Source organism: Pseudoleptotrichia goodfellowii (assembly GCF_007990505.1).
In the GTDB taxonomy this organism is placed as follows: Bacteria; Fusobacteriota; Fusobacteriia; order Fusobacteriales; family Leptotrichiaceae; genus Pseudoleptotrichia; species Pseudoleptotrichia goodfellowii.
In genome coordinates, this window is sequence record NZ_AP019822.1 from 2,176,700 (window position 1) to 2,194,051 (window position 17,352).

General features: G+C 33.8%; 29 protein-coding genes and 1 riboswitch. All 29 genes read right to left on the reverse strand.

Annotation, left to right across the window (positions count from 1 at the left end; genetic code table 11):
- Positions 1-10: 10 nt before the first annotated feature.
- Positions 11-376 carry a DUF488 domain-containing protein gene (locus FVE72_RS10470; RefSeq protein WP_006807209.1) on the reverse strand — a complete coding sequence of 122 codons (366 nt, stop codon included), beginning with the start codon at positions 374-376 and terminating at the stop codon, positions 11-13.
- A gap of 24 nt (positions 377-400) precedes the next feature.
- Positions 401-1,021 carry a precorrin-6y C5,15-methyltransferase (decarboxylating) subunit CbiE gene (gene cbiE / locus FVE72_RS10475; RefSeq protein ID WP_026738290.1) on the reverse strand — a complete coding sequence of 207 codons (621 nt, stop codon included), beginning with the start codon at positions 1,019-1,021 and terminating at the stop codon, positions 401-403.
- 21 nt (positions 1,022-1,042) lie between these two features.
- Positions 1,043-2,176 (reverse strand): cobalt-precorrin-5B (C(1))-methyltransferase CbiD, encoded by a 1,134-nt coding sequence (gene cbiD, locus FVE72_RS10480; protein ID WP_026738291.1) that lies wholly within the window; start codon positions 2,174-2,176, stop codon positions 1,043-1,045.
- A 32-nt stretch (positions 2,177-2,208) separates the two neighbouring features.
- On the reverse strand, positions 2,209-2,853 hold the full coding sequence (locus tag FVE72_RS10485; protein WP_006807212.1) for a precorrin-8X methylmutase: 645 nt from the start codon (positions 2,851-2,853) through the stop codon (positions 2,209-2,211).
- A gap of 63 nt (positions 2,854-2,916) precedes the next feature.
- Entirely contained in the window at positions 2,917-4,272 is a 1,356-nt protein-coding gene (locus FVE72_RS10490; RefSeq protein WP_026738292.1) for a cobyrinate a,c-diamide synthase, read from the reverse strand.
- A complete protein-coding gene (locus tag FVE72_RS10495; protein WP_026738293.1) occupies positions 4,269-5,075 on the reverse strand; it encodes an energy-coupling factor ABC transporter ATP-binding protein in 807 nt (268 codons plus the stop codon). Before FVE72_RS10495 ends, FVE72_RS10490 begins: the two co-directional genes overlap by 4 nt.
- Positions 5,068-5,760 (reverse strand): CbiQ family ECF transporter T component, encoded by a 693-nt coding sequence (locus FVE72_RS10500; protein ID WP_026738294.1) that lies wholly within the window; start codon positions 5,758-5,760, stop codon positions 5,068-5,070. Before FVE72_RS10500 ends, FVE72_RS10495 begins: the two co-directional genes overlap by 8 nt.
- Entirely contained in the window at positions 5,747-6,049 is a 303-nt protein-coding gene (locus tag FVE72_RS10505) for an energy-coupling factor ABC transporter substrate-binding protein (RefSeq protein ID WP_026738295.1), read from the reverse strand. Before FVE72_RS10505 ends, FVE72_RS10500 begins: the two co-directional genes overlap by 14 nt.
- Complete coding sequence (locus FVE72_RS10510) at positions 6,049-6,627, reverse strand: energy-coupling factor ABC transporter permease (RefSeq protein WP_408634664.1); 579 nt, start codon at positions 6,625-6,627, stop codon at positions 6,049-6,051. Before FVE72_RS10510 ends, FVE72_RS10505 begins: the two co-directional genes overlap by 1 nt.
- Entirely contained in the window at positions 6,602-6,829 is a 228-nt protein-coding gene (locus tag FVE72_RS11665) for a hypothetical protein (protein WP_219337909.1), read from the reverse strand. The genes FVE72_RS10510 and FVE72_RS11665 overlap by 26 nt, the downstream gene beginning before the upstream one ends.
- Positions 6,830-7,019: 190 nt before the next feature.
- Positions 7,020-7,200: riboswitch (cobalamin riboswitch) on the reverse strand.
- Between the two features lie 153 nt (positions 7,201-7,353).
- Positions 7,354-8,385 carry a sirohydrochlorin cobaltochelatase gene (locus tag FVE72_RS10515; RefSeq protein WP_026738296.1) on the reverse strand — a complete coding sequence of 344 codons (1,032 nt, stop codon included), beginning with the start codon at positions 8,383-8,385 and terminating at the stop codon, positions 7,354-7,356.
- A 151-nt stretch (positions 8,386-8,536) separates the two neighbouring features.
- Positions 8,537-9,055: a COG2426 family protein gene (locus tag FVE72_RS10520; RefSeq protein WP_026738297.1), complete on the reverse strand. Its 519-nt coding sequence runs from the start codon at positions 9,053-9,055 to the stop codon at positions 8,537-8,539.
- 291 nt (positions 9,056-9,346) lie between these two features.
- Positions 9,347-10,645 carry a preprotein translocase subunit SecY gene (gene secY / locus FVE72_RS10525; RefSeq protein WP_006807202.1) on the reverse strand — a complete coding sequence of 433 codons (1,299 nt, stop codon included), beginning with the start codon at positions 10,643-10,645 and terminating at the stop codon, positions 9,347-9,349.
- Positions 10,646-10,688: 43 nt separating this feature from the next.
- Positions 10,689-11,303 carry a 50S ribosomal protein L15 gene (gene rplO / locus FVE72_RS10530; RefSeq protein ID WP_006807208.1) on the reverse strand — a complete coding sequence of 205 codons (615 nt, stop codon included), beginning with the start codon at positions 11,301-11,303 and terminating at the stop codon, positions 10,689-10,691.
- A gap of 5 nt (positions 11,304-11,308) precedes the next feature.
- Positions 11,309-11,488: a 50S ribosomal protein L30 gene (rpmD, locus tag FVE72_RS10535; RefSeq protein WP_006807192.1), complete on the reverse strand. Its 180-nt coding sequence runs from the start codon at positions 11,486-11,488 to the stop codon at positions 11,309-11,311.
- Between the two features lie 20 nt (positions 11,489-11,508).
- A complete protein-coding gene (gene rpsE, locus FVE72_RS10540; protein WP_006807240.1) occupies positions 11,509-12,006 on the reverse strand; it encodes a 30S ribosomal protein S5 in 498 nt (165 codons plus the stop codon).
- An 18-nt stretch (positions 12,007-12,024) separates the two neighbouring features.
- Positions 12,025-12,387, reverse strand: coding sequence for a 50S ribosomal protein L18 (gene rplR / locus FVE72_RS10545; RefSeq protein ID WP_006807217.1), 363 nt, complete (start codon positions 12,385-12,387; stop codon positions 12,025-12,027).
- Positions 12,388-12,400: 13 nt separating this feature from the next.
- The gene (gene rplF / locus FVE72_RS10550) at positions 12,401-12,934 is read right to left on the reverse strand and encodes a 50S ribosomal protein L6 (protein WP_006807221.1); all 534 of its coding nucleotides are present in this window, start codon (positions 12,932-12,934) and stop codon (positions 12,401-12,403) included.
- Between the two features lie 31 nt (positions 12,935-12,965).
- The gene (gene rpsH, locus FVE72_RS10555; RefSeq protein ID WP_006807185.1) at positions 12,966-13,361 is read right to left on the reverse strand and encodes a 30S ribosomal protein S8; all 396 of its coding nucleotides are present in this window, start codon (positions 13,359-13,361) and stop codon (positions 12,966-12,968) included.
- 21 nt (positions 13,362-13,382) lie between these two features.
- Complete coding sequence (gene rpsN / locus FVE72_RS10560) at positions 13,383-13,670, reverse strand: 30S ribosomal protein S14 (RefSeq protein WP_006807199.1); 288 nt, start codon at positions 13,668-13,670, stop codon at positions 13,383-13,385.
- A gap of 30 nt (positions 13,671-13,700) precedes the next feature.
- Positions 13,701-14,255 (reverse strand): 50S ribosomal protein L5, encoded by a 555-nt coding sequence (gene rplE, locus FVE72_RS10565; protein WP_006807237.1) that lies wholly within the window; start codon positions 14,253-14,255, stop codon positions 13,701-13,703.
- 24 nt (positions 14,256-14,279) lie between these two features.
- On the reverse strand, positions 14,280-14,669 hold the full coding sequence (gene rplX, locus FVE72_RS10570) for a 50S ribosomal protein L24 (RefSeq protein ID WP_006807236.1): 390 nt from the start codon (positions 14,667-14,669) through the stop codon (positions 14,280-14,282).
- 19 nt (positions 14,670-14,688) lie between these two features.
- The gene (gene rplN, locus FVE72_RS10575) at positions 14,689-15,057 is read right to left on the reverse strand and encodes a 50S ribosomal protein L14 (protein ID WP_006807196.1); all 369 of its coding nucleotides are present in this window, start codon (positions 15,055-15,057) and stop codon (positions 14,689-14,691) included.
- Between the two features lie 33 nt (positions 15,058-15,090).
- A complete protein-coding gene (rpsQ, locus tag FVE72_RS10580; RefSeq protein ID WP_026738298.1) occupies positions 15,091-15,351 on the reverse strand; it encodes a 30S ribosomal protein S17 in 261 nt (86 codons plus the stop codon).
- 12 nt (positions 15,352-15,363) lie between these two features.
- Entirely contained in the window at positions 15,364-15,558 is a 195-nt protein-coding gene (rpmC, locus tag FVE72_RS10585; RefSeq protein ID WP_006807220.1) for a 50S ribosomal protein L29, read from the reverse strand.
- Positions 15,558-15,983, reverse strand: a complete 426-nt coding sequence (gene rplP / locus FVE72_RS10590) for a 50S ribosomal protein L16 (RefSeq protein ID WP_006807189.1) — start codon at positions 15,981-15,983, stop codon at positions 15,558-15,560. The genes rpmC and rplP overlap by 1 nt, the downstream gene beginning before the upstream one ends.
- On the reverse strand, positions 15,983-16,639 hold the full coding sequence (gene rpsC, locus FVE72_RS10595; RefSeq protein WP_006807232.1) for a 30S ribosomal protein S3: 657 nt from the start codon (positions 16,637-16,639) through the stop codon (positions 15,983-15,985). Before rpsC ends, rplP begins: the two co-directional genes overlap by 1 nt.
- 21 nt (positions 16,640-16,660) lie before the next feature.
- A complete protein-coding gene (rplV, locus tag FVE72_RS10600) occupies positions 16,661-16,996 on the reverse strand; it encodes a 50S ribosomal protein L22 (protein WP_006807218.1) in 336 nt (111 codons plus the stop codon).
- A 62-nt stretch (positions 16,997-17,058) separates the two neighbouring features.
- Complete coding sequence (gene rpsS / locus FVE72_RS10605; protein WP_026738299.1) at positions 17,059-17,337, reverse strand: 30S ribosomal protein S19; 279 nt, start codon at positions 17,335-17,337, stop codon at positions 17,059-17,061.
- Positions 17,338-17,352 lie beyond the last annotated feature (15 nt).

Genomic DNA, 17,352 nt, shown 5'->3' on the forward strand with positions numbered 1-17,352 from the left:
TTCCTCTTTTCTACTGCAGAAATCTTTCTATATATTTTCTTAAAACAGGTATATGACTTGTTTCAGGTTCTTTTACCGCAGATACCATTGTCACATTTTCTTTTTGCAGCTCTTTTTCGATTAATTGAACAAAATTTTTAAATTCAGTATTTTCTTCAAGTTCTTTCCCATATTTTTCAGAAAATGTTTCGTAATCAATCATACCTTTATGATAAGATTCCCGTAATTCTTTAGTCGGAGTTATTTCTTTTGCCCAACAATCTATTTTTGCAGCTTCTTTCTTTTCTCCTCTCGGCCAAAGACGATCTATCAGAATTCTGAATCCGTCATCTTCAGATACAGAATCATAAACACGTTTCCACTGTAATTTATTCATTTCATTACCTCACAAAACGGTACATTATTTTTTCAAAACAACGACATTCATCTTAAATTTATAATCAACATCTTTTAATTCCAGTGCTTTATATTTATATATTTTCTCATCTTCGTAGGAAAGATTTTCCCCCACGTAAACCGTACTTTCTCCCATTCCGTTTTCAGAAAGCTGTCTTGCGATTTCCTGAGGCGTATTTTTATTATCGGTAAGCATTCCCACTTTCCCGTATTCTTCAAGCTTTGCAACATAGTCAAACTCTTTACCGTGTGCACTTGAAATAAATGCGTCATACCAGTAGTCGGATATTTTTGCAAACATATACTGAACTGAAGAAATTCCGGGAATTACTTCCAATTCATCATCGGAAAAATGTTTTTTCATAAAAGTAAGCATACTGTAAAATCCCGTATCTCCCGATAATATCAAAGACATTTTTTTATCTCTATTTTCTTTTATAAATTTCAATACACTTTCCAAATCTCCTGTTATATAGCAGTATTCTTTATTTGCAGCATACTCTCCCAAACTTTCAATATGCCTTTTTCCTCCTACGATAACTTCCGATTCTTTCAGTTTTTTTATAGCTGCAGGCAGTATATAATCAAGGCTGCCCGGTCCCAATCCTAATACATTTATTTTCATATTGCTCCTAAGTTCTGTTTATTAAACTTCTGTTTCGTCTTTTCTTTTAAAATGTTCAAAAAAGTTCTTACTGCTTCCGAGTTCTTCTCTTTCAGCGGAAATTATTAAAGTTTCCACTTCCAAATCCCAACCGTTTCTTCTGCAATATTCCTCACATTTTTGCTTTGCTTTTTTTGCGAGAAGATTATAAACTTCTTTTTTTTCAATATATTTTGTAGCTTCTTCGGTCGTATTTGAAGCCATTATTTTTTTCAGGTTTTCCATACTTTCACCTACAAGCAGACAGTTTGCCGTAAGTATTTCCATTTTGGCATCGGAAACTCTGCTGTGAGTGTGGAATATTCCTCCGGCGACTTTTACAAATTTACCCAATTCCCCTATAAAATAAATCTTTTTTGCCTCAAATTCACACGCTCTGTCAAACATATATCCTACAAAGTTACTTATTACAACTGCTTGGGAAGTATTATCCTTGAAGTGATCACTCAAATACTTTTTCCCTCTGTTTCCGAAAAGAAATATTGCTTCTTTGGTTCCCGTTATAGCAAGAGCCATTTTCAGCTCTACGGCAAGGGAGACTTTCCATGCTTCTTCGGACATAGGCTTTACTATCCCCATTGTTCCTAAAATAGATATTCCGCCGACTATTCCCAATTTAGAATTTAGTGTCTTTTTGGCTGCTTCTTCTCCTTTAGGCACAAATATTTCCACGTCGGCTCCCATACCTTCGGGAAGTATACTCTCCACAGTACTTCTTATCATTTTCATAGGAGTAGGATTTATTGCAGAATTACCCGGCTCGACGGGCAATCCCTTTTTAGTAACTTTTCCCACTCCTATTCCTCCGAAAACATTTATTTCCGAATCGTTACGCAAACTTACTTTTGAAAAAATTTCCAATCCGTGAGTAACATCAGGGTCATCCCCTCCGTCTTTCAGAACCGATGCCAAAGCATAGTCCTCTCTTTTTAACACAGAATTTATCTTTATTGATAAAGGTTGTCCTGAGGGAAGTTCTATTGTTACTTCGGGTATGTCGTTTTTGCCGTTTTCCAGAAGATATGTCAATGCCGCTTTAGTCGCTGCAGTTGCAGAGCTTCCCGTAGTATAGCCGTATCTTAATCTTTTACCCTGAAAATATACATATTCTTCCATTCTGTTTCATTCCTTCCCTTTATTTATTACCCCTAATATCTATCTCTTTCGTACATTTGATAAAGTATCCCGTGAAGTACCGCTACCGCTACCGTACTTCCTCCTTTTCTTCCGTTAGTTCTTATAAACGGAACATCATATTTGGAAAGTTCCGCTTTAGATTCAGGACATCCTACAAATCCTACAGGCACTCCTGCAATAAGTTTAGGTTTATTTTCACCCTCTTTATCCATTTTTTCAAGCAACATAAATAATGCTGTAGGTGCATTTCCTATTAAGAATATTTTTGTATCTTTATCAGCTACTGCTCTTTCAATGGCTACCATTGATCTTGTAACTCCTCTTTCTTTTGCTTCTCTTGCTACATCCTCATCGTTTACAAGGCAATAAGCCGAAGCTCCGAATTTTCCAAGCCCTATTTTATTTAATCCTGTTACAATCATATTTGTATCACAGTATATTTTACATCCCGATCTTAAAGCTTCCATTGCTGAATTTACAGCATCGTTCTGAAATTCTACAATATCAGCATATTCAAAGTCGGCAGTCGTGTGAATAAGTCTTTTCACGATAGGTTTTTCCTGCTCGCTAAATCTGTCGGCTCTATCCCCCAATTCTTCAGTAATCATTTCAAAACTTCTAACTTCTATGCCTTTCGGATCTTTAATGTATGACATTTTCCAATTTCCTCCTGTAATTTTTTTATTTTATCTAATTCAATTATTTGAATTACTTTTTTATTATAATGTTTCCAATATATATTTGAAAAACTCTATATTTGAATAGAAAGAAATGTGCGGATACCCTGCTAACAGGCTTTTTTTCTTATAACCGCAACTCCAATTTCTTTCGTCATTTTTTTCGATTTTATAAAAATGGTTATGACCCTTAGATTTTTCATTATCTTCAGATATTTCCGAATAATGAAATTCGTGTCCTTTAGTTTTTATTCCGTTTCCGGTTTCTATGTTTATATATCCGAATCTTCCTATATTAAGTCGATTTCTCATAGAAATTTCCGCATCTATCAGTCCGCAGAAATCTCCGCTGTTTCCGTCTGTCAGATTCAGCTTTTTCGTCAGATAAATAAACCCTCCGCATTCTCCGTATATTTTTACTCCCTTTTCAAAGGCTTCCTTTATACTTTCTTTCATAGAAATATTTTCGGATAATTCTTTATAATACAGTTCGGGGTATCCTCCACCTAAATAAACCATATCAATATTTTCGGGCAGTTTTTTATCTTTTACCGGGCTGAATTCTACTATTTCCAATCCTGAAAATCTCATAAGCTCCAAGTTTGATTCATAATAAAAAGAAAATGCTCCGTCTTTCGCCATCGCCACTCTTTTTCCTTTATATCTGTCTTTCAACTCTTTTAACGGCTCAAAATCATCCATACTGCTTTCAGGCTCAAAATCCTCGGCAATTTCCCATATTCTTTTTAAATCAAGATTATTTTCGGCTATCTCTTTAAATAGTGCCTTTTTCTCTGCCAATTCTTCCGATGCATTCATTTCAAAAGCCTGTTTCAGTCCCAAATGTCTGCTTTCGATAGTCAGTTTTTCATTTCTCGGAAGAAATCCCAAACATTCTATTCCCGTAAATCTTTCTACGGCTTCTTTCAGATTCAGATACAACTTTTCTGATGAAACGTTATTCAGTATAACGCCTTTTATTTTAACATTTTTATCAAACATTTTAAAGCCCAAAACTTCCGCTGCAATACTTGTAGAGATACCTTTAGCATTTACAACCAGTATTACAGGGATATCAAGCATTCTCGATACATGAGCCGTACTGAAATTATCCTTTTCATGACCTATTCCGTCATAAAGCCCCATAACTCCTTCAACTACAGCTATATCTTTACCTTTCGCCCCTGTTTCAAATATATGTTTTAAAGTAGCTTCGTCAAACATAAAAGCATCAAGATTACGGGATTTATTCCCTGTAAACACTTCATGATAACTGGGATCGATATAATCAGGTCCTACTTTAAAGGGAGCAACATTTTCAAAAGAGGACATAAGTATACTGCTCAATGTTGTTTTTCCGCTGCCGCTCATTGCTCCCGCTATAAGTATTTTTTTCATAATAAGTTGTTCTCCTCCAAGAATGTATAATAATCATTTACGTCTATATTTTTACTTTTTAAATAACGTGTTATTTTTAAAACTGCGGGAATATTAAGATTCAATTCTTTTAAAAACTTAAAATCTTCAAAAACTTCATCCCGACTTCCCTGTCTTACGATTTTACCTTTATCCAAAACATAAATATAGTCTGCGAAATCATAGGCAAAATCCGTATCATGAGTAGACACGACAAGGGTTTTCCCTGCATCGGCAAAATTATTCAGAATTTCCGATACACTCTTCGTATTTTTGGAATCAAGCCACGCAGTAGGCTCGTCCAAAATAAGCAAATCCGGCTCCATTGCCGTTATTGCAGCTATGGATACTCTTTTTTTCTGTCCGTAACTGAGATGATGACACGGTCTGTCTTTCAAATCGAGTATATTAATTTCTTCCATTGCTTTTGTTATATTTTTTTCTACTTTTTCTTTAGAATAGCCCAGATTTTCAGGTCCGTAAGAAACTTCCTGAAAAACAAGAGGAGCAAATATTTGTATTTCAGGATCTTGAAACACTATTCCCACTTTTTTTCTAAGCTCTTCAAGATTTTTTTTCTTATGTAGTACTTTTTCGCCGTTTAAATATACACTCCCTTTTTGTGCCTGTAAAAGTCCGTTCATTATTGAAAATACAGTAGATTTTCCCGAACCGTTTTCTCCGAGAAAAACTGTTTTTTTACCTTTTTCAATATTAAGAGATATATCCTTTAACGCTTCAGTTTCTTCATCATAAGAAAAAGTTATATTTTCCAATTTAAGCATAATATCTTACCACCAAATATAAATTTATTATTATTACTGATATTGTAAAAACCGCTTCAATTCCGATTTTTTTATATTTTCTCGGAGAAAAAATAAATTCTTTTCCCAGTCTTGATTCTACCGCTTTTATAGAATTGGAATTATAATAATAGGTTTTTCTTAATATAGCGACCACCAGCATCGGGAATGATTTCATACTGTTTTTGAAACTGCTGTAACCCAGTCTTACTTCCTGAGAGTTTTGCAATTTTTCTTTATTGTCGAATAAAAGAAATATATATCTGTAAATGAGCAGGAACATTTCTCTGAATATTTTGGGAAATCTCAATTTTCCGAATATATAATCCAAATCTATTATCGGAGTGGAGCAAATCAGAAAATATACTACAGAAAGTCCTGCAAAAGAACGTAGCAGAAATAACCATATATCAGCTTTTATCAGCAACAAAGAAATCACAGTAGTTAAAATAAATAAAGCCGGAATAAAGTTCAGTTTCAGCAAGTCCGATACTTTTACTTTCACAACGAACAAAAGGAGCAAATTAAATAACACAAGATTAAATACAATAACTCCTTTGTTCTCTGTACAAAGTAAAAATATTAATGTCGTCATTGACAATAAAAACTTTATTCCGGGATTTATATCTTTAATCGGATTCCCGTAAGATATTTTATCTATCAGCATTTTTTCTTTCGCCTTTGAAATAACCTAATACATATCCTATAACTCCTGCACCTATTGCCGCCTGCAATGCAAACAATAAACTTTCAGTTTCACTGGGTAATTCTTCTATTAAACTGCTGGCCCAAGGCTTGTAATCAGGATTAATTTCTCCTATTATTTCTTCTCCTTTATCGTCGGAACCGCCAAAATCGGCTTTCACTGTAAATAGAGGTACTGCACCTATTAACAGTATTATTACAACTAAAATTATATTTTTTTTGAATACATTTTTATCTTTATTTTCAGCCATTATGCTTCCACCTCTTTCGCGTTGTATTTATCAAGTATGTTCATAATTACGTTTGTAAGCAATCCTTCAATAATAGCCAAAGGAACCTGTGTTACCGCAAATACCATTCCGAATCTTATAAATGAAGCCATAACTCCTCCGTCTGCTGAAGGATATGCAAGTGCTAATTGGAAAGATGTAACTACATATGTAGCCAAATCTCCTACAGCTGCTGCTAAAAATATTGCAAGTGTTCTGTTCTTTTTAGCCAGTCCTTTATAAATCAGATAAGACACTATAGGTCCCGCTATTGCCATTGAGAATGTATTTGCTCCCAATGTTGTAAATCCTCCGTGTGCAAGCAATCCTGCCTGAAATATCAATACTATAGTTCCAAGTATTGAAGTTACAAATGGACCGTATAATATAGCCGAAAGTCCCACTCCTGTAGGATGTGACGAACTTCCTGTTACCGAAGGAATTTTTAATGCCGAAAGAATAAATATAAACGCCCCTGCCAACGCAAGTGTCATTTTTTCACGTACACTTCCTTTTGAGACACTTTGAATTTTTTTAATCCCGATAACCCAAAACGGCACACATACGATAAACCATACTACTGCAGACCGCATCTTTTACTGCTGCGTCTTTATTGGATGCCCAAAACGGCACACATACGATAAACCATACTACTACCCATTGTTTAGGTAAAAAACCTTCCATAATGTGCATTGAATAACCGTTTGCAAATAATACAAACATTCCTGTTAAAACAAGAAACAATGATGTTCTCTTTTTCATTTAGACTCTCCTTTTGAAATAAAATTTTGATTAGGTTAAAAAAAAAATCAGCTGAAAGCCGAAATTCAATACACGCCAAAAGCTCTATAATACTGATTATACTACCGTTGTATAACTTTATTATAATAGAACTAAATCGCCGTTGATTTATTTTTATTGATGTATATCAAACTTTCCCTTCCCAGAAAATTTAAATAATAAATATTAGGCAAGTCTCCTGACTAACTTCATCCTACTCGTACCCTTCCCGAAAATATTATTTTCAGTGGTTTTCATGTACTTTCGTCAGTTTCACAGTAGTGGGGGCTGTATCGGATTTCAACCGATTTCCTTATTAAGTTTGTAAAAACACCTAAAACTCTATTAACAGTATACTACTTTTTCAGAATTTGTCAAGGGGTAAATAAAAATTTCTTTTAAAAAGTTTATACCCATTTTGAATATAGTGTTTTAATATTTATTTTTTATAAAATTGCAGATTTTAATAAGTTACAGACTTCATAAACTCCTTTTTATATTTCCTCCTAATCGTCCACTTTTTCAGCTTCGATTATATCTTCATTTTTTTTATTGTTTTCAATAGGTTCTTCAGGTATTACAAAAGCTGCGATAACGTAAGTAAATAAGCCTATTCCCCATCCTAACATCAGTATAACGCATACTATTCTTACGATAGTAGGATCTATATTGAAATATTTTCCAAGTCCTCCGCACACTCCGGCTATTTTTTTATCAGTTCTTGATCTGTATAATCTTTTTGTCATTTTAGGTTCCTCCTCTTTAATAATTAATTCAGTATTATTTTTTTCATTTTTCCCATATACTTCGTCAAGTTTTTCCATAAACATGTCACGAATAAGTTTATATTCTCCCATTCCTCTTAAAACCGGTGTTACTTCATATCCGTTGTTCTGCAGAATTGTTTTCCATGAATCTTCTTCATCAGAAGCCATATCGTTTTTTGCATGATCTCCTGCAACTATCATAAACGGTTTTAACAATATCTTTTTATAATCTGTCTGTTTCAGCTTCTCAATAACATCTTCAATAGTTACTTTTCCTTCCACAGTAGCTACAAAAACATTATTTTTTCCTGCTTTATTATACTCTTCCTGCAATTTTTCATACGTAATATCGGCAGCACTTTCAGAACCGTGTCCCATAAAAATAATTACGTCATTACCTTCAAAATCATTAAATTCAGCATCATTTACTATTCTTTTATAATCTTCTTCCGTTGTCAAAAGAGGTTTTGTTATTTTACCGTATTTATCACTGAGTTTTGAATATTCTATTCCGTTCAGAATATGTAAAGACATTGTTATAATTTCATCGTATCCTTTATCTTTAAGGGCTTTCAGACCTTCTTCCTGATCATATATGTGAATACCCTCTTTTTTTTCGACTATTCTTCTTACTACTCCTGAAGTATAGGCTCTTTCGACTTTTTCACTTCCGTACTTTCTCTCAACTTCTTTCTGAATCGAATCAAGACATTTTTCTCTCGTATCTTTGTGAGATGTTCCGAAACTCGTTACTAATATTCCTTTGCTCATTTTTTATTGAGGTTATCTTAAAGGGCTTTCATATCAAAAGGTTTTTGCCCTCGCATTCCCGTTATATATAATCTTTCCGGCTTTGGTGATTTTTACAACTCGGGAAATTTTTCAAAGACTTCCCCGTCTCCTTTCTCTATAATATTTTTTATTATATCATATTTTTCAAAAATCCGAATACTCCGTACACACCTAAAGTTACTACAGCTGCTGCTAATATTACTCCAAGCAGTATTGTAAAAAAAGATTTTTTCGGATTCAGTTTAAGAAGTGCCGCTATCAATGCCCCTGTCCATGCTCCCGTTCCGGGAAAAGGTACTGCAACAAACAGCATTAATCCCAAAAATTCTTTATTTGCAACACTTTCACTTCTACTTAATGCTCTTTTTTCCAATTTTTCGATAAATTTTACCATTATATTATGCTTTTTCATAAACTCAAATACTTTTACAACAAATAAAAGTATAAAAGGTACAGGAAGCATATTTCCTACAATAGAAGTAATCATATTTGTGTACCACGGTAATCCCTGAGAAAATCCCACAGGAATGCTTCCCCTTAATTCAATTACAGGAAGCATCGATATCAGGAAAATTCCTATTATCTTACCGGCATTCATTCCGAATATTCCTACAATAAAAGCTACTATTGACTGTGCAAGTTTTTTCATTCTTTTAAACTCCTCCTTATTTCAACGGAAACATTGTTATTCTTATATTTAGTTGAGCCCTCAACTCCTTTTCCGACTCCACTTTTTTTATTTCGGGATAAACTCTATCTTCTATTTTATCCAATTTCAGATAATTATATCATGACCCTTTATTTCTTTCAATTATAATTTGCTGTTAAACAATTTTAATTTTTTTGAGAACTTATTATTTTCAAAATTTTACTAATGTTCTGAAAATATATTTTTCTTAAAAATCAAAAAAATGAAGCTCTAAAGCTCCATTTTTTAATTCTATCTATTATTTTTTCCGCTTGTACTTATAAATCCTTTCATTTTCTTAACCGCCAAATAAGAATCAATTTGTTGTATCAATTCTACGGCAACTCCTACAAGGATAAGTAAACTTGTTCCTCCGAGTAATACCGGTATATGCAGAAAATATCCGAACCATATATTAGGGAATATCCCTAATATTGCCAGAAACAGTGCACTTCCGAAAGTTACTCTTGTAACTACTTTTTCCAAATAATCGGCAGTTTCTTTCCCTGCTCTTACCGTAGGTATTGTCCCACCGCTTTGTTTCAAATCTTCTGATACTTTTTCAGGATCGAAAGCGATAGTCAATGTATAGAAAAATGAAAATACTATAATTAAAAAGGCAAATAAAAGTAAGTATAAAACTCCCGTTTGTGAAAACTGTTTTTGCCAGAATGCATTAGCTTTAAGCATTTGTACTATAAACGGCGGTGCCGCCATCAATACTGATGCAAAGATTATTGGCATAACTCCTGCAGTGTTTATTTTCAAAGGTAAATATGTTCTTCTACCTACTGCACTTTGTCCTCCTCCGAAACCTAAACTTCCTTTTCCTGCATACTGTATAGGTATTCTTCTTTCAGCCAGTTGTATATCCACCATTAGAGCTATTATAACTACAAATAATATTATTGATAATCCGAAAAATATAAAGTTTATATTACTTGATACCATTTGTTGAATAACTTGAGGCAAGTTTACAACAATTCCAAGAAAGATAAGCATTGACGATCCGTTACCTATTCCTCTTATGGAAATTCTTTCAGAAATCCACATTAAGAACGCAGTTCCTCCTGTCATCAAAGCCATTGTACTTATAATAAATTTCGGTCCCGGCTCAACAACCAGTCCGGGCTGATTTATAAGTGTTATAGCAATTCCGAATGATTGCGCTATTGCCAATATTATTGTTACGTATCTTGTCCATTGAGTAATTTTATCTCTTTCTTTTCCCCCTTCTTTCTGCATTTCATCTATTTTAGGGAAAATTACTCCTAAAAGTTGAAATACTATCGAAGAGTTAATGTAAGGGATGATTCCCAACGAGAAAATAGACGCTCTCTGAACCGCTCCTCCTGAAAACAGATTTAAAAATCCTGCTATGGCATTATTCTGAAAATTTTTGAATGCTGCCATATTAATTCCGGGAACGGCAATATGAACACCTATTCTCGCTATTGCGAACATTACTAATGTAAAAGCTACTCTTTTCTTTAATTCGGGTATTTTGAAGATAGACTGTATTCTATTTACTATTGCTTCAGTTAAAGTCAATTCTACCACTCCTCATATATGAAGAAAAAGCAAGATTAAAATCTTACTTATTCTCATCTTCTTTTTTATTATTTCCCGCTTTTGCAGAGTACGACTTAACTTCCAATACTTCTACACTTCCTCCGGCTTTTTCTATTAATTCTTTAGCTGATTCGGAAATTTTATGAGCTTTTACAGTTAATTTTTTATTAACTTCAGCATTTCCTATTATTTTCAAAATACTTGAAAAATCTTTTTCTTTAACATAAGATTCAACATTTTCAAGTAAATATTGTTTTACAGCTTTTTTACCTTTTGTTTCTCTTAATGCAGCATCAGAATATTTAGTGATGAATTTAGGATTTTTGATTATTCCGTTTTCTACTAATGTTTCCAAGCTTACTACATCTCCGTCGTTGAATTTTTCAACAATATCAAATAATGAAATTACTATTGTATCTTTTTTGAATGCCGAATTTGAGAATCCTCTTTTAGGAATTCTTCTGATAATAGGCATTTGTCCACCTTCAAATACAGGTGATACATATGTTCCCGATCTTTGTTTTTGCCCGTTATGTCCTTTTCCTGCTGTTTTTCCCCAACCGGACCCGTGACCTCTACCTATTCTTCTTCTTTCTCTTTTTGATCCTTCGGCAGGTCTTAACTCATTAAGATTCATTTATTCTAAACCTCCTCTACTTTAAGTAAATAAGAAACTAATTTAATTTTTCCTTCTATATCTGCTGTCTTGTTATGAACTACACTTTGACTTATCTTTCTTAATCCAAGTGATTTAACAGTATCAATATGATTAGGTTTTCTTCCATTAATTCCTTTAATAAGTGTTACTTTTACTTTAGACATTAATTTTACCTCCTAACCTATTATCCTAAAATTTCTTCAACCGATTTTCCTCTAAGTCTTGCCACTTCTTCAACCGATCTCAATTGTTTTAATCCGTCCAATGTTGCTCTTGCAACGTTATCTTTATTTTTTGATCCTCTGATTTTTGTAAGTACGTCTGTAACTCCTGCCAATTCCAATAATTCCCTTGTTGCAGAACCGGCGATAACTCCCGTACCTTTTGAAGCAGGTTTCAATAATACACTTGTGGCATTATATTTACCTAATTGCTCATGAGGTAATGTTCCACCTTTTAAAGATACTGTTATCATATTTTTCTTAGCATTAGCTATAGCTTTTCTTATAGCTTCAGGTACACCGTTAGCTTTTCCCAACCCTATACCTACTTTTCCTTTTTCATCTCCGATTGCCGCCAATACTGAGAAAGATATTCTTCTTCCTCCTTTAACGGTTTTGGAAACTCTGCTTATTCTTAAAAGACTTTCTTTATATTCACTAGCTTTTACTTCTCTGGCCAAAGTAAATCCTCCTTTTCTCTAGAATTTTAATCCTGCTTCTCTTGCAGCATCTGCAAGTGCTTTTACTCTTCCTGTGTAAACATATCCGCTTCTATCGAATACTACAGTATCTATTCCTTTTTCCAATGCTTTTTTTGCTATTGCTTCTCCGATTTTTTTAGCAGCTTCCACATTTGAACCGTTTTCAGTTTTTGCTCCTTTTTCAATAGTAGATGCTGAAACTAATGTTTTTCCGGCTTGATCATCGATTATTTGAACAAATATGTTTTTCAAGCTTCTATACACAGAAAGTCTAGGTCTTTCAGCAGTTCCAACGATTTTACTTCTTATACTTTTATGTTTTTTCTGTCTTAATTTATTTCTATCAAGTTTTTTAATCACTAAAATCTACCTCCTATCCTTTCTTACCTTCTTTTCTTCTGATTACTTCGTCGGCATATTTAACTCCTTTTCCTTTGTAAGGTTCAGGAGGTCTTTTTGCTCTTATATTTGCGGCAATTTGTCCAACTAATTGTTTGTCAATTCCTTCAACAGTTATTTTATTGTTTCCTTCAACTTTGAAAGTTATTCCGTCAACTGCTTCGATTTCTACAGGATGAGAATATCCTAATGCTAAAGTAAGTCCTTTACCGTTAGCCTGTACTCTGTATCCTACTCCGACCAATTCCAATTTAATTGCAAATCCGTCGCTTACCCCTGTTATCATATTGTTAAGGTTTGCTCTTGTAGTTCCATGCAAAGCTCTTATATTAGGCAAATCGTTAGGTCTTTCAAATGTTATTTCTCCGTCTTTTATATTTACTTTTATTTCACTGCTTAGTTCTCTTTCCAATTGCCCTTTAGGACCTTTTACGATAAACTTGTTACCGTCCTGTTTTATTTCTACACCTGCAGGTATAGTTATAGGTTTTCTACCTATTCTTGACATGACTCTCCTCCTATATTATAAAATGCGTAAATTACCACACGTAGCAGAGAATTTCTCCGCCTACATTATGCTTTCTGCATTCCTTGTCCGTAATAACACCTTTTGGTGTTGAGACAATGGCAATTCCCAATCCGCCCAATACTTTAGGCATATTTTCAACTGATGTGTAAACTCTTCTTCCGGGTTTTGAAATTCTTTTCAAACCTTTGATTACAGCATCTCCGTCCATATATTTTAAAGTTACTGCTATATCTTTTTTAGTTCCTTCTTCTTTTATTTCGTAACCGGCTATATATCCTTCATTTTTTAGTATATTTGCCATGCTTTCTTTTATTTTTGAAAACGGTATTTTAACTTCCGAATGTTTAGCAATATTACCGTTTCTGATTCTAGTAAGCATATCAGCAATAGGATCTGTTAAATGCATTTATTTGTCCTCCTCTCAAAATTACCAGCTTGATTTTTTTACTCCCGGGATAGCTCCTTCTCCCGCTAACTGTCTGAACATTACTCTCGAAATACCGAATTCTCTCATAAATCCTCTAGGTCTTCCGTTTATTTGACATCTGTTTCTTACTCTAGTAGGCGATGCATTTCTCGGTAATGCAGATAATTCAGCTATAGCTTCTCTATCACCTTTTTTTGCTCTTTCTTTTAATTCGGCTCTTTTTGCCGCATATTTATCAACTGTTTTTTCTCTTTTTAAGTTTCTTTCAACCATTGCTCTCTTAGCCATTTATTTAGTTACACCTCCTTCAAAATAGAACTATTTTGCAAACGGCATTCCGAATGCTTTTAATAATGCTCTTCCTTCTTCGTCATTTTTTGCAGTTGTTACTATTGTAATTCCCATTCCGAATATTTTATCCACTTTATCGATTTCGATTTCAGGGAAAACTATTTGTTCTTTGATTCCCAATGTATAGTTACCTCTACCGTCAAATGCTTTAGGAGATACTCCTTCAAAGTCTCTTACTCTCGGTAATGTGATGCTTATTAATCTGTCAAGAAATTCGTACATTTTTTCTTTTCTCAAAGTAACTTTTGCTCCGATTTTCTGACCTTCTCTTAATTTGAATCCTGCTTCGGATTTTCTGGCAGCTCTCGGTACAGGCTGTTGTCCTGTTATTTGTGCCAATTCTTTCATTGCAGTTTCTATTAATTTAGGATTGCTTGTAGCTTCTCCAATCCCCATATTTACTATTATTTTTTCAATTTTAGGTACCTGCATTATATTTTTTATATCCAAATCTTTCATTAAAGCAGGTATAATTTCTTCCTTATATTCTTTCTGTAATCTTGGAATATATTTTTCAGCCAATTAAGGTCTCCTCCTCTCTATATCCTATATTTCATTACCGGAAACTACCGATATTCTTACTTTTTTATTATCTCTTACTTCGTATCTTACTCTCGTTCCTTTTTTTGCTTTTTCATCCCAAAGCATTACTTTTGATGAAAAAATCGGCATTTCTTTTTCTACAACTGTCCCTTGTGGGTTGTTTGCATTAGGTTTAACATGTCTTTTTTGAATATTAACACCTTCCACAACGATTTTTCCTGTTTTAGGGAATACTTTTAACACTTTTCCGACTTTTCCTTTATCTCCCGTCTGATCCTGACCTGCTTTATCATTTCTAGGCAAATCTTTTGATCTTCCGCTAATTACAACAACCGTATCTCCGGTTTTAACGTGTAATTTTTTAGGTATTGATTTTATTCTTGGTTTAGCCATTCTTCGCAAACCCTCCTTCCTATAATACTTCCGGTGCCAGAGATACTATTTTCATAAAATTTTTTGCCCTTAACTCTCTCGCTACAGGTCCAAAAATTCTCGTACCTCTTATTTCCAAGTTTGAGTTTAATATAACTGCTGCGTTATCATCAAATTTTATATATGATCCGTCCGGTCTTTTTAATTCTTTTCTAGTTCTTACAATTACGGCTTTTACAACATCACCTTTTTTAACGTTTCCGTTAGGTATAGCTTCTTTTACAGATGCTACAACGATGTCCCCTATTTTCCCGAATCTTCTTCTTGAACCGCCTAATACTCTGATTACCATTATTTTTTTTGCTCCGGTATTATCAGCAACATTAAGCATAGTTTGTTGTTGAACCATTTAAAATTTCCTCCTCTCAATTTTACTGTAATACTATTTAGCTTTTTCTAAAATAGTCACGACTCTCCATCTTTTATCTTTACTTAGCGGTCTTGTTTCCATGATTTGCACTTTGTCGCCGATACCGCATTCGTTGTTTTCATCGTGTGCTTTATATTTTTTAGAAGTTTTTACTCTTTTTTTATAAAGTTTGTGCAGTTTCATTGTTTCTTCAAGAACAACTACAGTTTTATCCATTTTGTCGGAAACAACGATTCCTTCTCTCACTTTTCTTTCGTTTCTTTTATTTTCCACTGACGAATCCTCCTATTTCACAGTTTTTTTCTCAGTTATTATTGTTTTCATTCTCGCAATATCTCTTTTAACCTGTTTTATTTTAGTAGTGTTATGTAATTGTCCAAGAGTTTTTTGAAATTTTAAATTAAATAATTCCTGTTTCAGTTCTTTTACTTGTGTATCTAATTCATCCAATGATAATTCTCTTATTTCGTTTGCTGTCATTACTTATCACCACCCACTTCTTCTCTTCTTACAAATCTAACTTTTATAGGCAGTTTGTGTCCGGCTTTTCTTAATGCTTCTTTAGCTTTTTCTTCAGATACTCCGCCAACTTCAAACATTATTTTTCCTTTTTTCACTACTGCTACCCAACCTTCTGCATTACCTTTACCTTTACCCATTCTTGTTCCTTCAGGTCTTTTTGTATAAGGTTTGTCAGGGAATATTCTGATCCAGATTTTACCTTCTCTTTTAAACGTTCTGTTTATTGTTACCCTGCACGCTTCTATTTGTCTTGATGTTATCCATCCGAATTCTTTAGCTGCCAGTCCGAATTCTCCGAAATCTACTTTGTTTCCTTTAGTAGCTATTCCGCCGATTTTTCCTCTGAACTGTTTTCTGTATTTTGTTCTTTTAGGTATTAACATTACTCATTTCCTCCTTCCTTTTTAGTTGGAAGCACCTCACCGTTAAATACCCATACTTTTAATCCTAATGCACCGTATGTAGTATGTGCAGTGGCAGTTGCGTAATCAACATCCGCTCTTAAAGTATGTAATGGTACTCTTCCCGAAAGTGTCCATTCACTTCTCGCTATTTCGGCACCGTTCAATCTTCCGGATACCATTATTTTAATTCCTTTTACTCCGGATTTTTCAGCTCTTTGAATAGCCTGTTGAACCGCTCTTTTATAAGCAACCCTTTTTTCAATAGCTGTTGCGATACTTTCAGCAATTAACTGAGCATCTTTGTTAGGATTTTTGATTTCCTGTACTTTAACTTGTACTTTTTTACCTGTCAATTTTTCCAAATTTACTTTTAAAGCTTCTATTTCCTGCCCTTTTCTTCCTATTAATATTCCGGCTTTACCTGTTTCTATTATAATTGTTATATCAGTCGGTGATGTTCTTTCTATTTGAATAGTTGAAATTCCAGCATGATAGTAATTTTTCTTAATATATTTTTTTATTTTAAGATCTTCATGAAAATTATTTAAGTAATCTTTCCCTTCGGCAAACCATCTTGAATCCCATGTTTTAACGATTCCGATTCTCATACCTCTAGGATCTACCTTTTGTCCCACAGACTTACCTCCTTATTATGATTAGTTTCTTTCGTCAACTTCCACAGTAATGTGTGCAGTCGGCTTTCTTATAACATCCGCTCTTCCCATCGCTCTGGGATTAACTCTTTTTAATACAGGTCCTTTATCTATAAGTATTCTTGAAACAAATAGTTTATCAGGATCCATTTGGAAATTATGTTCAGCATTTGCGATTGCCGATTTTAATGTTTTTTCTATGTATTTTGCCGCCTTTTTATTTGTAAATCTCAATACGTTTAACGCCTGTAAAGCATTTTTTCCTCTGACGATATCCGCCACAAGTCTTGCTTTTTGAGGACTTAATCTTTGATAACGTAATTTAGCTACTACTGCCATTTAAAGGCCTCCTTTCATTTTTGCTTTATGCCGACGGTTTCGGCTCTTATTTTATCCTATATTTATTTTCTTTTTGCATCTTTTTTAGCATCTTTTCCGTGTCCGTAGAAAGTTCTTGTAGGTGCAAATTCTCCTAATTTATGTCCTACCATTTCTTCAGTTACATACACAGGGATATGTTTTTTCCCGTTATATACTGCGAAAGTGTGTCCGATAAATTGAGGGAATATAGTAGATCTTCTGGACCATGTTTTGATAACCTGCTTTTTTTCTCCCATTGATTCTACTTTTTTCAATAAGTGTGCATCAACAAAAGGTCCTTTTTTTAATGAACGAGCCATTCTTTCCTCCTTATT

Coding starts and splice junctions, on each gene's coding strand:
- rplF (WP_006807221.1), bottom strand. CDS start 12,934: ATGTCAAGAATAGGTAGAAAACCTATAACTATACCTGCAGGTGTAGAA.
- rplV (WP_006807218.1), bottom strand. CDS start 16,996: ATGGCAGTAGTAGCTAAATTACGTTATCAAAGATTAAGTCCTCAAAAA.
- FVE72_RS10520 (WP_026738297.1), bottom strand. CDS start 9,055: ATGAAAAAACTTGCACAGTCAATAGTAGCTTTTATTGTAGGAATATTC.
- FVE72_RS10485 (WP_006807212.1), bottom strand. CDS start 2,853: ATGTCATACATTAAAGATCCGAAAGGCATAGAAGTTAGAAGTTTTGAA.
- FVE72_RS10495 (WP_026738293.1), bottom strand. CDS start 5,075: ATGCTTAAATTGGAAAATATAACTTTTTCTTATGATGAAGAAACTGAA.
- FVE72_RS10470 (WP_006807209.1), bottom strand. CDS start 376: ATGAATAAATTACAGTGGAAACGTGTTTATGATTCTGTATCTGAAGAT.
- FVE72_RS10515 (WP_026738296.1), bottom strand. CDS start 8,385: ATGAGCAAAGGAATATTAGTAACGAGTTTCGGAACATCTCACAAAGAT.
- rplN (WP_006807196.1), bottom strand. CDS start 15,057: ATGGTTCAACAACAAACTATGCTTAATGTTGCTGATAATACCGGAGCA.
- rplP (WP_006807189.1), bottom strand. CDS start 15,983: ATGTTAATACCTAAAAGAACAAAATACAGAAAACAGTTCAGAGGAAAA.
- FVE72_RS11665 (WP_219337909.1), bottom strand. CDS start 6,829: ATGAAAAAGAGAACATCATTGTTTCTTGTTTTAACAGGAATGTTTGTA.
- rpsH (WP_006807185.1), bottom strand. CDS start 13,361: ATGCATTTAACAGATCCTATTGCTGATATGCTTACTAGAATCAGAAAC.
- FVE72_RS10490 (WP_026738292.1), bottom strand. CDS start 4,272: ATGAAAAAAATACTTATAGCGGGAGCAATGAGCGGCAGCGGAAAAACA.
- rpmC (WP_006807220.1), bottom strand. CDS start 15,558: ATGACAGCAAACGAAATAAGAGAATTATCATTGGATGAATTAGATACA.
- rpsS (WP_026738299.1), bottom strand. CDS start 17,337: ATGGCTCGTTCATTAAAAAAAGGACCTTTTGTTGATGCACACTTATTG.
- cbiD (WP_026738291.1), bottom strand. CDS start 2,176: ATGGAAGAATATGTATATTTTCAGGGTAAAAGATTAAGATACGGCTAT.
- cbiE (WP_026738290.1), bottom strand. CDS start 1,021: ATGAAAATAAATGTATTAGGATTGGGACCGGGCAGCCTTGATTATATA.
- rpsN (WP_006807199.1), bottom strand. CDS start 13,670: ATGGCTAAGAGAGCAATGGTTGAAAGAAACTTAAAAAGAGAAAAAACA.
- FVE72_RS10500 (WP_026738294.1), bottom strand. CDS start 5,760: ATGCTGATAGATAAAATATCTTACGGGAATCCGATTAAAGATATAAAT.
- rpmD (WP_006807192.1), bottom strand. CDS start 11,488: ATGTCTAAAGTAAAAGTAACACTTATTAAAGGAATTAATGGAAGAAAA.
- rplX (WP_006807236.1), bottom strand. CDS start 14,669: ATGGCTAAACCAAGAATAAAATCAATACCTAAAAAATTACACGTTAAA.
- rplO (WP_006807208.1), bottom strand. CDS start 11,303: ATGAATCTTAATGAGTTAAGACCTGCCGAAGGATCAAAAAGAGAAAGA.
- FVE72_RS10505 (WP_026738295.1), bottom strand. CDS start 6,049: ATGGCTGAAAATAAAGATAAAAATGTATTCAAAAAAAATATAATTTTA.